13 protein-coding genes and 1 tRNA gene are annotated in these 12,657 nt (G+C 60.0%); 4 read left to right on the top strand and 10 right to left on the bottom strand.

Annotated features, from left to right (window positions below; translation table 11 throughout):
* The 3 genes from FFR93_RS41295 to FFR93_RS25245 all read right to left on the bottom strand — a co-directional run.
* A partial coding sequence (locus tag FFR93_RS41295) for a hypothetical protein (RefSeq protein WP_205910750.1) occupies nucleotides 1-211 on the bottom strand: 211 nt, incomplete at its 3' end.
* Nucleotides 208-588 carry a hypothetical protein gene (locus tag FFR93_RS25240; protein WP_138395174.1) on the bottom strand — a complete coding sequence of 127 codons (381 nt, stop codon included), beginning with the start codon at nucleotides 586-588 and terminating at the stop codon, nucleotides 208-210. The genes FFR93_RS41295 and FFR93_RS25240, both read right to left, overlap by 4 nt.
* A 61-nt stretch (nucleotides 589-649) precedes the next feature.
* Nucleotides 650-1,327 carry a hypothetical protein gene (locus tag FFR93_RS25245; protein ID WP_138395175.1) on the bottom strand — a complete coding sequence of 226 codons (678 nt, stop codon included), beginning with the start codon at nucleotides 1,325-1,327 and terminating at the stop codon, nucleotides 650-652.
* A 256-nt stretch (nucleotides 1,328-1,583) separates the two neighbouring features.
* Here FFR93_RS25245 and FFR93_RS25250 point away from each other — a divergent pair, with 256 nt between their 5' ends.
* Nucleotides 1,584-2,192: a TerC family protein gene (locus tag FFR93_RS25250; RefSeq protein WP_138395176.1), complete on the top strand. Its 609-nt coding sequence runs from the start codon at nucleotides 1,584-1,586 to the stop codon at nucleotides 2,190-2,192.
* 77 nt (nucleotides 2,193-2,269) lie between these two features.
* On the opposite strand, the gene FFR93_RS25255 is transcribed toward FFR93_RS25250, so the two are convergent.
* From FFR93_RS25255 to metG, 3 genes are read right to left on the bottom strand one after another with little or no spacing between them, the layout of a single operon-like run.
* Nucleotides 2,270-3,085 (bottom strand): MBL fold metallo-hydrolase, encoded by an 816-nt coding sequence (locus FFR93_RS25255; protein WP_138395177.1) that lies wholly within the window; start codon nucleotides 3,083-3,085, stop codon nucleotides 2,270-2,272.
* A 4-nt stretch (nucleotides 3,086-3,089) separates the two neighbouring features.
* Nucleotides 3,090-3,872, bottom strand: coding sequence for a TatD family hydrolase (locus tag FFR93_RS25260; RefSeq protein WP_138395178.1), 783 nt, complete (start codon nucleotides 3,870-3,872; stop codon nucleotides 3,090-3,092).
* A 4-nt stretch (nucleotides 3,873-3,876) separates the two neighbouring features.
* Nucleotides 3,877-5,427 carry a methionine--tRNA ligase gene (metG, locus tag FFR93_RS25265; RefSeq protein ID WP_138395179.1) on the bottom strand — a complete coding sequence of 517 codons (1,551 nt, stop codon included), beginning with the start codon at nucleotides 5,425-5,427 and terminating at the stop codon, nucleotides 3,877-3,879.
* A gap of 231 nt (nucleotides 5,428-5,658) precedes the next feature.
* Here metG and FFR93_RS25270 point away from each other — a divergent pair, with 231 nt between their 5' ends.
* Nucleotides 5,659-6,447, top strand: a complete 789-nt coding sequence (locus FFR93_RS25270; protein WP_138395180.1) for a sulfite exporter TauE/SafE family protein — start codon at nucleotides 5,659-5,661, stop codon at nucleotides 6,445-6,447.
* Nucleotides 6,448-6,463: 16 nt separating this feature from the next.
* Here the strand turns inward: FFR93_RS25270 and FFR93_RS25275 are convergent, their stop codons facing one another.
* The 4 genes from FFR93_RS25275 to FFR93_RS25290 form a co-directional block, all read right to left on the bottom strand.
* A complete protein-coding gene (locus FFR93_RS25275; RefSeq protein ID WP_138395181.1) occupies nucleotides 6,464-7,486 on the bottom strand; it encodes a DNA polymerase III subunit delta' in 1,023 nt (340 codons plus the stop codon).
* 8 nt (nucleotides 7,487-7,494) lie between these two features.
* On the bottom strand, nucleotides 7,495-8,175 hold the full coding sequence (gene tmk / locus FFR93_RS25280; protein WP_138395182.1) for a dTMP kinase: 681 nt from the start codon (nucleotides 8,173-8,175) through the stop codon (nucleotides 7,495-7,497).
* Nucleotides 8,176-8,409: 234 nt separating this feature from the next.
* Nucleotides 8,410-9,603 (bottom strand): D-alanyl-D-alanine carboxypeptidase family protein, encoded by a 1,194-nt coding sequence (locus tag FFR93_RS25285; RefSeq protein ID WP_138395183.1) that lies wholly within the window; start codon nucleotides 9,601-9,603, stop codon nucleotides 8,410-8,412.
* Between the two features lie 70 nt (nucleotides 9,604-9,673).
* Nucleotides 9,674-10,780 carry a septal ring lytic transglycosylase RlpA family protein gene (locus tag FFR93_RS25290; protein WP_138395184.1) on the bottom strand — a complete coding sequence of 369 codons (1,107 nt, stop codon included), beginning with the start codon at nucleotides 10,778-10,780 and terminating at the stop codon, nucleotides 9,674-9,676.
* 530 nt (nucleotides 10,781-11,310) lie between these two features.
* Here FFR93_RS25290 and FFR93_RS25295 point away from each other — a divergent pair.
* Nucleotides 11,311-12,132: an Ig-like domain-containing protein gene (locus FFR93_RS25295; protein ID WP_064713665.1), complete on the top strand. Its 822-nt coding sequence runs from the start codon at nucleotides 11,311-11,313 to the stop codon at nucleotides 12,130-12,132.
* 163 nt (nucleotides 12,133-12,295) lie between these two features.
* A tRNA-Ser gene (locus FFR93_RS25300) sits at nucleotides 12,296-12,385 on the top strand.
* Nucleotides 12,386-12,657: the final 272 nt, after the last annotated feature.

Raw genomic sequence — 12,657 nt, forward strand, 5'->3', positions numbered from 1 at the left:
GCAAAGGGACATGCATATATCTCCAAGGCGAAGCCATTGTTTTTATAAGCATGTCGCACTTGGAAATAGAATGTACCCCCGCTACAGCGAAAAGTGGCATAAGACAGATTATGGAACAAAAGCCTTTGCCAATCGCGCCAAAGACTTCGGTCCTTGCGCGTTCCGACATCTCGCTTTTCGCCGTCTCACTCGAACTCGTCAGATCGTTCACCACCGTCTCGTCTGCGAGACATGACCGGCAAGACCGCCCAGCAACACGCCGAATGGCATCCTTCTGATCGCCCTCGCTACTACGAATGCCATACCTGTGGCGACGGCAAGTTTGAGCCACGGATAGCTGCCGAGCTGCACATGGGCATTTGCATCGACTGCTGTTGCCTTGGCTTTCAGCGCCGCTTCCGCATCTTCACGCAGCAGGCCCATTCGGGCGCGCAGCAGTCTTAGCTCCCGCTGCAGGTGGTGCAGGCTTTGTTCGGCCTTTTCACGTGCAGTGTCGGCGGCTGCATCGGGAAAAGGAAGTTCGCCTTCCTCGACCAGTTCGTCGGGGTCGAGCGGAAGAAAGCCGTCGCGGTTGATGGAGGATTGCATGGACATCTCCTCGATTAAGCGAGCGCAAAGGATGCCCGGTATTGCGCCGGCAATTTAGATATCAATGGTCGCGCCGGAAACCTTGGCTCTGGTGAGATCCGCCTTGCGACTGAGTCTGTGATTGCCGATCCTGGTCATTGGATGATGTGGATCCTTCGCTGAAGGTATAGGCACGCACCTTGGCGCTCCCGTGCGCGGTATCACGCACCGCGACCCATCGTGCATCGCCGGCGGGAGATCCTTCGAACGCGCTTTCGGACACGGCCAGGTCCTCCGCGGCTTTGCCGCCATGGGCCGAGCCTGCAAAACCCGTATTGGACCCACCTTGGCGGCCGCTTTCCGATAACCAGAGATCCGCCCGCTCATCGATGTCGATGCTGCCCTCGTCGTCCAGAATATCGTGAACGGTTTCATAGAGCGCGTCGTCGATGTCATTGACCTGGACGAGAAAGCCGCCTCGCCTCAGCCCTTCTGCATACATCGCCCGATCCTCGTCCGGGAAGAAGAAGTCGGCCAGCGCGTCGAAGAAGCCGCTACGGTCGTCGCTGATGACGCCCGCATTTTTTTCATCCGCCTCATATCCGGGCATCAATCTTATTCTCGCGACCGGCACGCCCGCATCCTCAAGACGGGAGACCGCGGATTCGGCTTCGGACCGGCTGTCGAAGAATGCGGTAAGGCTGCCGCCGCCCATCGGGCCTGAAGAAGCCGGATTGGTATCGTTGTGAATGTTGCTCACGGAACGCTCCTCTCGATGTCTCGTTCCAGCCGTCGACCCGACGCCTGGTTTTCTGACTTGAAGAACCGGCAGCCGAGATGAATGTTCCACCCAACGGCAACGGCTTGGCGCTATTCCACCTGCAGTTCCATAACGTTGCCGCTTATCTTTTCGGATGCACCAGGCAGTGAATTGCACCGTCTGTTCTATTCCTCAGCGGTTGACGTCAAACCGCCGAGACGCTAGCACGGCTCTTGACGCATAGGGGACATTTCATATGGATATCTTCACGGCAGCCGGTCTGACGGCTTTGCTGCAGGTCATTGCTATCGACCTTGTTCTCGCCGGCGACAACGCAGTGGTCATCGGTCTGGCCGCAGCCGGCCTCGAGGCCACGCAACGGCGCAAGGCGATCGTCATCGGCATTCTTGCCGCGACGATTTTGCGTATTCTTTTTGCCAGTATCGCCGTCTATCTGCTGGCGATCGTCGGCCTGCTGCTGGCCGGCGGCCTGCTGCTGCTTTGGGTCTGCTGGAAGATGTGGCGCGAGCTTCGCAACGGCCACCACGAGGAAGAGGTCGCCGAAAGCGGCGAAGGCGTTCCGAGAAAGACCTTCTTTCAGGCAGCGACCCAGATCGTCGTTGCCGACGTTTCGATGTCGCTCGACAACGTGCTCGCCGTTGCGGGCGCTGCGCGCGAACATCCGAGCGTGTTGGTCATCGGCCTCGGCCTGTCGATCGCGCTGATGGGCATCGCGGCGCACTTTATCGCCCGGCTGCTCAGCCGTCATCGCTGGATCGCGTATGTCGGTCTGCTGATCATCCTTTATGTCTCGCTTGACATGATCTATCGCGGCGCGATCGAGCTCCTTCCCTATATCCAGTGAGCTGCGTCAGGGGTCGGGTTCAACCCCGATCCCGCTTTGACAGTCATTTGATAAGGAGGGACGCCGCAGCGCTTGAGTTAAACGAGAAACTCGGTCTCGAAGCTCATCTGATCAAACGCCGGCACCACATGATCCGGCGTCTGATCCATCACCGCATCGTAGTCCAGCGGCGTATGCATATGGGTGAGAATCGCCCGTTTTGGCTTCAGCCGGCCGATCCAGTCGAGCGACTGTTCCAGCGACAGATGGCTTGGATGATAGCTATATTGCAGAGCGTCGATGATCAGCACATCGAGGTTTTGCAGTTTCTCGACGGTCTGCGGCGGGAAATCGCTGATATCGCTGCAATAAGCCACATCGCCGATCCGGAAGCCGAGCGAATGGATATCGCCATGCTGCTGGATATGCGGTGAAAAATCGATCTTGCCGCCGGGGCCGCGGATTTCGACGGGTTCGTTGAGATTTTCGATGACAATGGGCAGCACGATCGGCGGATAATTGCTGCCGGGCGGCGTTTCCAGGCAATAGCCGAAGGCTTCACGTAGCCTGTCCATCGTAAATTGGTCGGCAAAGATCGGCACCCGGCGGCGCGTATTGTGAAAATAACCGCGCAGATCGTCGATGCCATGAATATGGTCTGCATGCGGATGGCTGTAGAGCACCGCATCGACATGGTCGACCCCTGCCCTGATCATCTGCTCGCGAAAATCCGGCCCGGTGTCGATAACGACCGTTGTCACCCCGTCAGGGCCGAATTGCTGCACCATGAAAGAGGCGCGCGTACGCCGGTTCTTTGGGTTGTCGGGATTGCAGGCGCCCCAGTCGCCGGTGATGCGCGGAACCCCCGGTGACGACGAACAGCCGAGAATGGTGAAACGCCGCCGGTAGAGCACGCCGCTAGATCCTCGGCATTTTCGAGAACAGGCGCAACGCATTTTGCGTCGTGATCCGGGCGACGTCCGCATAGGAAAGGCCGATCGTCTCGGCGAGCACTTCGGCCGTGTTGACGACATAGGACGGCTCGTTGCGCTTGCCGCGCCAGCGTTTCGGCGCGAGATAGGGCGCGTCCGTTTCCACCAGCAGCCGTTCATGCGGGACGGTCTTGGCGATCTCACGCAGCTCTTCCGACTTCGGGAAGGTCAGGATGCCGGAGAAGGAGACATAGCCGCCAAGCTCGACACCGGTTTTTGCTAGCTCCGGACCAGCCGAGAAGCAGTGCAGTATGAAAGGGAAGGCCCCCTTCCCCGCCTCCTCGGTCAGGATAGCAGCCATGTCCTCATCGGCGCTGCGGCTGTGAATGACCAGCGGCAGCTGCGTGATGCGCGCCGCTGCGATATGGCGGAGAAAGCCGGTCTGCTGGTCCTCCGGCTTCTGCGTATCGTAGAAATAGTCGAGACCGGCTTCACCGATTGCGACGATCTTTTCATGAGCATTAGCAAGGCGCACCAGCTCTTCTGTCTGTATGTCCAGCTCGTCGCCGGCATTGTTCGGATGCGTGCCGACGGAGCAGAATACCGACGGATATCTTTCGGTGATGGCGAGCAGCCCGTCGAGCTTGCGCACGCGCGTCGAGATCGTCACCATCTGCTTGACGCCGGCTTGGTGGGCGCGCGTGACGATCTCATCGCGCTCCGCCTCGAAGTCGGCGAAATCGAGATGACAATGGGTATCGATCAGCACGGCCTCAGGCCTCCGGAGCCACATAGCGCGGAAAGACCGGCGTCGGCGCTTCGAGTGCCGTACCGGCAACGAGGCGGCCCGCCTCGCCAAGGGCGGCGAAATCGCGCTTGTCTGCCGGCGCGGCCACGAGATTGAGCAGCTTGCCGGATGAATCAGGCATGAAGGGCTGCAGCAGGATGGCGATCTGGCGCACCACCTCGGCCGTGACGTAAAGCACTGTTCCCATCCGCGCCGGATCCGTCTTCTTCAGCGCCCAGGGCGCCTGACCGGCGAAATAGCGATCGGCCTCCGAAACCACCGCAATGATCGAGGCAAGCGCACGATGGATGAGCTGCTTTCCCATGTCCTCGCGCGTCGATGCATGCAGCGCGTCGGCCTGGGCCAGCATCGCCTTGTCCTCGTCGGTCAGCGGCCCGCATTCCGGGATCTTGCCGTCGCAATTCTTGACGATCATCGACAGCGACCGGCTGGCGAGGTTGCCGATGCCATTGGCGAGGTCGGAATTGATGCGCGTGCCGATCGCCTCTTCGCTGTAGCTGCCGTCCTGGCCGAAGGAGACTTCGCGCAGAAAGAAGTAGCGCACCTGGTCGAGACCGAAATGGTTTACGAGATTGACGGGATCGACGACGTTGCCGAGCGACTTCGACATCTTCTCGCCCTTGTTGAGTAGGAAGCCATGGGCAAAGACGCGCTTCGGCAGCGGCAGATTCGCCGACATCAGGAAGGCCGGCCAATAGACGGCGTGAAAGCGGATGATGTCCTTGCCGATGATGTGCACGTCGGCCGGCCAGTATTTCGCTCGCGGGCCGTTGCGGTCCTCGATATAGCCGGTCGCCGTGATGTAGTTGGTCAGCGCGTCCACCCAAACATACATCACGTGCGAAGGGTCGTTCGGCACCTTGATGCCCCAGTCGAAGGTTGTGCGCGAGACCGACAAATCCTTCAGGCCTGACTTGACGAAGGAGATCACCTCGTTGCGCCGCTCGGCCGGACCGATGAAATCGGGATTGGCCTCGTAATGCGCAAGCAGCCTGTCCTGATATTCGGAGAGCTTGAAGAAGTAGCTCGCCTCTTCCACCCACTCGACGGGCGTGCCCTGCGGGCCGTAGCGCACGCCGTCGGCGCGCAGCTCCGTCTCGCTTTCCTGGTAATAGGCCTCATCGCGCACCGAATACCAGCCTGCATAGCTGTCCTTGTAGATGTCGCCGTTGTCGGCCATCAGCTTCCAGATATTCCGCGACGTCTCGTGATGACGTTGCTGCGTCGTGCGGATGAAATCATCGTTCGAGGCGCTGAGCAGCTTCGCCATCGCCTCGAATTCGCCGGAGTTGCGATCGGCCAACGCCTGCGCGGTGATCCCTTCGGCACGCGCGGTCTGCTGCATTTTCTGGCCATGTTCGTCGGTGCCCGTCAGAAAGAAGACGTCCTTGCCATCCAAGCGCTGATAGCGCGCCATCGCATCCGTCGCGATCAGCTCATAGGCGTGGCCGATGTGCGGCTTGCCGTTAGGGTAGGAAATCGCGGTGGTGATGTAGAAGGGTGTCTTGTCTGTCATGGCGGCCAATGTCCGGCTTATTCTATCAATGGTCAGCCGCTCTTAGCGCATGTAACCGTCAAGCGAAACATCAAGTTTTGCTGCCGTCCATGATTTCCAGGACACGGGCTCGTGAACTTGACTCCGTCTCGCACGCAATTTACCGGTCGTCAGAAGAGGGGCAGGACCGAACGAAGTGCCAGTTTTCATCTATCGCGATAGTCGTGGACGGGCGCCGTTGGAGGCGCTTGCTTGACATTCGAGCCTCTTTATTCGCTTTCGGGCCTGTTCGTCGGCGCCCTTGTCGGCATTACCGGCGTTGGCGGCGGTTCGCTGATGACACCGTTGCTGGTGTTGCTCTTCGGCGTTCATCCCGCGACCGCCGTCGGTACCGACCTTCTCTATGCGGCGATCACCAAGACGGCGGGCACCGCCGTTCACGGCGTGCATGGGCGTGTCAGCTGGAAGATCGTCGGCAGTCTCGCCGCCGGCAGTGTGCCGGCTGCCTTGCTGATGCTCTGGCTGCTGGCAGGCGTCGATCGCAAGAGCATCGGCGTGACCAACACCATCACATCAGCCCTCGGTTGGCTTCTCGTGATGACCGCGATCATGCTGATCTTTCGCGGTCCGATACTCGAATTGGCGCGCCGCGCCATCGGCGAACGAACGCCGCCAGGACCCGCGACCATTCTTGCCCTCACCGTCATTTTCGGATTCTGTCTCGGCGTGCTCGTCACCTTGACCTCAGTCGGTGCCGGTGCGCTTGGTGTGACGATCCTGCTGGTCCTCTATCCCAGGCTCGATGTGCGCGAGATCGTCGGTTCCGATATCGTCCACGCCGTACCCCTCACCCTGATCGGCGGCACCGGCTACTGGCTGATCGGCGAGATCGACTGGCCGATGCTCTTTGCCCTGCTCGTCGGCTCGATCCCCGGCATCATTCTGGGAAGCCTTCTGGCGCCGAAACTGCACGAACGCACCATCCGCATCGTTCTCGCCGTGACGCTTGGCGTCGTCGCATGGAAGCTGCTGGCCGGCTGATCCGCCCAAATCTTGGCTACGGACCCGGCTTTTTGATATCCGCGAGAATACCGATGATCGTCTGCTTCCGGTCGAGATTATAGGCGTCGGAAATGGTAAGCCGCTCGGTAACTTCCGAATAGAGCCGCGCCAGTCGTTCGGCCGTGGCGATCTGCCCCTCGCCTGCAGCCGCGCGAGCGCGGCTCATGATGTCGTCGCCGACGTGGCTGACGAAGAAATCGAAAATCGTGTCGCTTTCCTTGCTCGAAAGTGCCTCGGCCAGCCGATGCATTGCCTTGCGCGCCGAAGGCCCCTCGGCCGAAAGCACCTCGTCATAACAGGCGATGATTTCGCCGCCGCCATAGTTCAAGAGCTTCAAGGCTTCGCCGACGCTACCCTTGGCTGCCGAAAGCACGCCGCCCTCGCCTGATATGCCGAGATGGGCAAGGGCCGCAACAAGTGCCTGGTCGGCAAGCGTCGTCAGTTTCAGCGGCAGGCATCGCGAGCGGATCGTCGGCAGCAGCCGGCCTGGTGCGTGCGACAGCACCAGAAACAGCGCCCGCTTCGGCGGCTCCTCGAGGATCTTCAGAATGGCGTTGGCCGCGTTGCGGTTCATGTCGTCGGCCGGGTCGATGATGACGATTCGCCAGTTGCCGGTGCCTGAGGTCTGCGAGAAGAACTTGCCGGCACGGCGCACCTCGTCGACGGTAATCGCCGATTTCACCTTGCCCGTCTTTTCGTCCACCGGCCGGGCGAGATGCAGGAGGTTGTGCGAGGCGCCGGAGGCAATCTGCCGACTGACGGCGGAAGCGGGATCAGGATCGCCGATCATCTCCGGCGCCGCGTCGGGATCGGGATGCGAGAGCACGTGATTGGCGAAGCGGAAGGCGAGCGTCGCCTTGCCGATGCCCTGCGGGCCTTCGATCAGGATGGCGTGATGGCCCTTGCCGGATCGATAGGATTGCGCGAGGAAGGACTCCGCCTCCTCATGGCCAAACAGCCTGGTATTTTCTGCGGGCCATATGGCGCCGTCCAGCAGTCCCGGCCTATCTTCACTCATAATAGGCATCACTCATGATGGGCGGCTTCGGGCATCCGCGCGCGGTCTGCGGGCGATATGAGACGCTTGACGATTGCCAGGATCTCGGCGGCGATCGCCTCTTCCGTCTGCATGGCATTGACCACATGGCAGCGCTCCGGCTCGCGAGCCGCGATATCGAGAAAGGCCTCGCGCCGTTTTTCATGCGTTTCGAGCCGCTCCTTCTCGAAGCGGTCCGGACCCTCCGAAGCGCTGCGCTTCTGCGCCCGCTCCAGCCCGACCTTTGCTGGAATATCCAGTATCAAGGTGCAATCCGGCATGACGCCGTTGATGGCCACCCGCTGCAGCGTTTCGATGAAATCGGGCTCGAGATTGCCGGTGATGCCCTGGTAGACGCGGGAGGAATCAATGAAGCGATCGCAGAGCACGATCTTACCTGACGTAAGGGCAGGCCGGATCACCTCTTCGACATGATCGTTGCGCGCTGCCGCAAAGAGGATTGCCTCCATTCGAGTGCCGAAGGCCTCGGCAGCGCCCGACAGGAGCACGTGGCGCACGGCCTCCGCGCCCGGCGACCCACCGGGCTCCCGGGTCACCAGCACCTCACGCCCCTCGCCTTCCAACGCCTCGGCGAGCCGGCGGATCTGCGTGGACTTCCCCGCGCCTTCCCCGCCTTCAAACGTAACGAACAGTCCCGTACCGGATGACAATGACAACTTCCCGCATTCCGGACGCCGCACGCACGCGCGCCCTGCCTCTTCTATCTATCCGAAGACACCGGGAAGGAAAACCTTTCGCCGCGGCGACACAATCACCTTTCCCGCAAATTGTATCAGAAGATCGGGCGTTCAAGTCTGGAGATGACTGTGCGGCAACGACACGCGTGTAAGAAAGCGCCGTGCGCAACTCCCCGATCTGCAGAAATTGCGGTGCGCATAAGGCGTTCAGCCAGGGGCGGACTTGTCCCAGAGCCAGGAGAAGAACAGCGATTCGCCGAGTTCCAGCATGGCGTCGACCGCCCGGCTGCTGAGCGAACCCTTTCCGACGGCCTGCGCGGTATAGAGCGGCACTTCCCTGAGCAGCCGGCTGCCGGCGAAAATCCTGAGTGTGCCGGCCTGATAGTCCGGCTTCACCGGCGCCGTCAGCGGCCAGCGATAGACGATGCGCGCCGACAGCCGGTCGGGATTGCTGATTGGAATATAGACGCTGACCGGCACCTTGGCGACGAGATCGACGGTGCGCGCCATGCCGCCATAGACGCTGGCTGAGCCGATCACCTCATGCTCGCCGAAAATCTGTCGGTTCTCGAAGGCGGTTAGTCCCCATTCGAGCACGCGCTTGGCCTCCTCTGTCCGCTCCTTGTCGGAGGCGATGCCGGCAAGCGTCAAAAACAGGCGCCGGCCGTCGCGCTGGACCGAGGCGACGATTGAATAACCCTCGCCCTCGGCAAAGCCGGTCGCTAACCCGTCGGCGCCCAGATCGAGCCCGAGCAGCGGGTTGCGGTTGCGCTGGAAGATCTTGTTCCATTCGAAATCCGGCTGCGCGAAATAGGGATAGAGATTGGGATAGGATTGCTGGAGAGCGGCAGCAAGCGTCACCATCTCGCGCGCCGTCACCTTGCTCTTGCCGTCGGGAAGGCCGGTGGAATTGCCGAACACCGCGTTCTCCATGCCCAGCTCGCGGGCGCGGCGGGTCATCGACTGAGCGAACTGCTGTTCGCTTCCGGCCATCCCCTCGGCAAGGATGATGCAACTGTCATTGGCGCCCTGGATCGCGACGCCCTTGATCAGATCCTCGACGCGTACGCGCGACTTCAGCGCCGCAAACATCGTTGCCGTCCTCGACGGCGCGCCGCCGGTCCTCCAGGCATATTCGGAAACGGGGTACTCGGTATCGAGCGTGATCTGGCCCTTGGTCAGTGCCTCGAAGACCAGATCCATCGTCATTATCTTGGCGAGCGATGCCGGCGAAAAGCCCTGATCCGCGTTTTTGGCGAGAAGCACCGTGCCGGTGGAGGCCTCGATCATATAAGCCTGCGCCGCCTTGGTGGCAAAACCGGCTGCGCCCCCGTCGGCAGCATGTGCACTGGCGGCGAGTGGCATCAGACATGCAAGCAGGCGAAGCACAGGCCTCAGCATCGCATTTCCCATCGGTCAACGGCGTATTGAGAAGGTTAGAGCGCGGCGAAATCCGATGCAATCGCCATGCTCAGCGCGCTGCGAATTTTGCCTGCTGGCGTTTCGCCGAGGCAACGATCGAGGCCTGCGTCAGCCCATCATTGCGCGCCATCACCGCGTCGAATGCGAGATCGACCGTCACCGTTTTCACCGCGTCGTTCTGGTAGCCGAGCGCGAGGGAAGGCTGAGACCCGCCATAGGGCCGCTCATAGGGCACGGGACCGATCTCCGGCAACACGACCATCTGATCGAAGCCCGGCGCAGCGGCAGAGGAAGGAGCCGATGGCGCCACTAGGACATGGGCGGCCGGCGCAAGGCCGGGCGCCGCATTGTAGCGCGCGCTCGGCGTCGAGCCGGCATAGGAGGTTCCCGACAACGGCACCGGCACCTTGGCCGGCCGCGTTTCATAATTTTCCGCACTCTGCAGCTGATCGCGGGTGATCTTGCGGCTGTTGGAGGCGACCATGACGCCGGTTGCGATCTGCCCTTCCGGATTGACGCCAGGGATCCGGCTGCCCTTCGGCACGTAGGAGGCCATCAGATAGGGCATGTCATGGCCGTCCATGCGGGCGCGGCCCACATATTGCACGCGCACCTTGCCAGTGCCGCTGTGCTGCAGATCCAGCATGTCGGCGGTCTTGTTGGAAAGGTCGATGATGCGGCCTTCGTGATAGGGGCCGCGGTCGTTGACACGCACGACGATGGAGGAACCGTTCTCGAGATTGGTAACGCGGGCGTAGCTCGGCAGCGGGAACGTCGGATGCGCGGCTGAAAGGTGCATCTGGTCGTAGACTTCGCCGTTCGCCGTCAGGCGCCCGTGAAAAGCCGAGCCGTACCAGGAGGCGATGCCGACCTTGTTATACGCGAAGTCTTCCTTGGGATAGTACCACTTGCCTTTTACCGCATAGGGGTTGCCGACTATATAACGGCCGCCGCCCTTCGGGATATTCTTGCCGGTGGCGACGCGGGGGCTGGCCTTCACGCCATATTCGGATTCGGAGAAATACTCCTTGCCGTGCGCTTTTTTCTTCGGCACCGCCTGTGTCGTACCGCAAGCTGCAACCGTCGCACACATCGCCGATATCGCAAGCCACCGCGCTGTCGTTGCGAAAGACGCCGCCCCGTATCCCAATCTCATATATCCCACGCCGCTCAAAGATCGCTATGGTTAAGAACCTTGTCCCATCTCGGGCCAATAACGCCTTATTCCCACCCGCCTAACGAGACTTTAATCTTGCTGGGTTCGTGGCAAATTTACGAACGATTTCCCAGTGATAGCGAAAATTCTAATCATTATGGTTTATAAATCGCTAACGCAAAGCCCTCTGCCCTGCCCTCCCGCTGTTGCAGTGAGAGCCAAAATCGGCGTGCCGATGCGGGGCATATGGTAAACACCGGGCTGCATTGAGACGTCGAGAAGTACCGGATCGAGACACCGATTGTGCAGCAGCTGTTCTCCACGCGGTGGCTGTGACTGGGCTTTCACCCCAGGGTAGTTTATCGGCTTCCTGCTCTCTCGTTAACGTGTCCTTCACGCCAATGGCATTGGCTGTCGCTCCCTTAAGGCGTGTACTTTGTTTCTTGACTCAAAGTGGAGTAGAAAGTTTATTCGCAGCGCTTGGGTCGCAGCCCGGCGTCCTTTCCACGCTCATCTTTGGGAGACGAGCCATGGCAAATCACAAACCAATAGTGCCTGACGTGTCGGTCCACGACTACGCACCAGCGGAGGCCATTGAAGGAAATCTTCTCGATAAAGCGTCTGATTCCGATGGCGATCTGCTTCAGGTTCAGTTCGTCAACGGCATAAGAATTCCCAACAAGGCGGGCGAGCCGGGATATCTCACTATCGAGGGTGAGCATGGAACGCTGACGATTTGGAGCAATGGCAGCTATAGTTACACGGTCAATGATCCAAGCGCTCTTGAGCCCGGCGGAGTCTTTGGCGAGAATTTTTCGTTCAAGATCTCCGATGGAAAAGGCGGCACCGATGTCGCCAGTCTCAAGATCGGAGTCCATACTCCTCCGCAAGGACAGTATTCCATCGATTTCGAGAATGCTCCCACGGAATATCCCGGACTGCCGGATATCGTTTCGGGCTATGCAGGATTCAAGTTTGGCGACAAACTCGATGGCAACCTTTGGACGGTCGCTGAATCCGGCGGCAACGAGTACGTCGTCACCAATCCCTACAATCCGTTTTTCGAACGCGTCGATGGCAAGCTCTTCACGGTAGAGGGCGTCGACGTCGCAACCAATTTCGACCCCGCCTATGAAGGTGTCGATGCCCTCGTAACCTTCGAGGGTTATATCGGTGGCAACAAGGTGAGCGAGATGTCGCTGACGGTCTATGGTGACACCATTGCCGATGGCCAGCACATCTCGTTGGCAGCCTTGGGGGCGGTCGATTTTATCCGCTTCGATATTCAGCCGGACGTCGAGCCGACCGGCTTTCCGCAGCTCGCATTTGACAACTTCACCGTCCTGGTCTGACGGGGGCAGAGAGAAGCGGCCGATAAAGCCGCTTCTCTGCAGAACAAGTTGACGCTGCCATCAAAGCTGCTAAAAAGCCGGCCTGTGAGTGATGGGCAGCAAATCGGCAGAAACCACCGATCCACCGGAAAGACCGAAACGGGATTTCTTCACCCAAATACTTGGAAGAGTGTCCGAGTGGTTTAAGGAACCGGTCTTGAAAACCGGCGTGCGGGAAACCGTACCGTGGGTTCGAATCCCACCTCTTCCGCCATCTGCGTTCATATGTGCGAACGACGGTTCAAGACTGTTTGACTCGCTTGATCGACCCTAAAACAACGTCAGATATGCTTCCCTGAATATCGATGTGATTTTTCTGCGACTACAACAGCCTCAATCGTGCTCAGGTAGATTTTTCGCATTTGCTCTGAGTTTTCGCCGAAAAGCAGTTCCAGCATATCATTACGAAAGATCGACGCTTGCGGGCGTAATACCGCGGGCATGATCATGGTCGCGGCGATGCAAGTCAGAAAGCATTTTTGATTC

Source organism: Rhizobium sp. MHM7A (assembly GCF_005862215.1).
In the GTDB taxonomy this organism is placed as follows: domain Bacteria; phylum Pseudomonadota; class Alphaproteobacteria; order Rhizobiales; family Rhizobiaceae; genus Rhizobium; species Rhizobium bangladeshense.

Coding starts and splice junctions, on each gene's coding strand:
- FFR93_RS25240 (WP_138395174.1), bottom strand. CDS start 588: ATGCAATCCTCCATCAACCGCGACGGCTTTCTTCCGCTCGACCCCGAC.
- FFR93_RS25250 (WP_138395176.1), top strand. CDS start 1,584: ATGGATATCTTCACGGCAGCCGGTCTGACGGCTTTGCTGCAGGTCATT.
- metG (WP_138395179.1), bottom strand. CDS start 5,427: ATGACAGACAAGACACCCTTCTACATCACCACCGCGATTTCCTACCCT.
- FFR93_RS25275 (WP_138395181.1), bottom strand. CDS start 7,486: ATGAGTGAAGATAGGCCGGGACTGCTGGACGGCGCCATATGGCCCGCA.
- FFR93_RS25285 (WP_138395183.1), bottom strand. CDS start 9,603: ATGCTGAGGCCTGTGCTTCGCCTGCTTGCATGTCTGATGCCACTCGCC.
- FFR93_RS25290 (WP_138395184.1), bottom strand. CDS start 10,780: ATGAGATTGGGATACGGGGCGGCGTCTTTCGCAACGACAGCGCGGTGG.
- FFR93_RS25295 (WP_064713665.1), top strand. CDS start 11,311: ATGGCAAATCACAAACCAATAGTGCCTGACGTGTCGGTCCACGACTAC.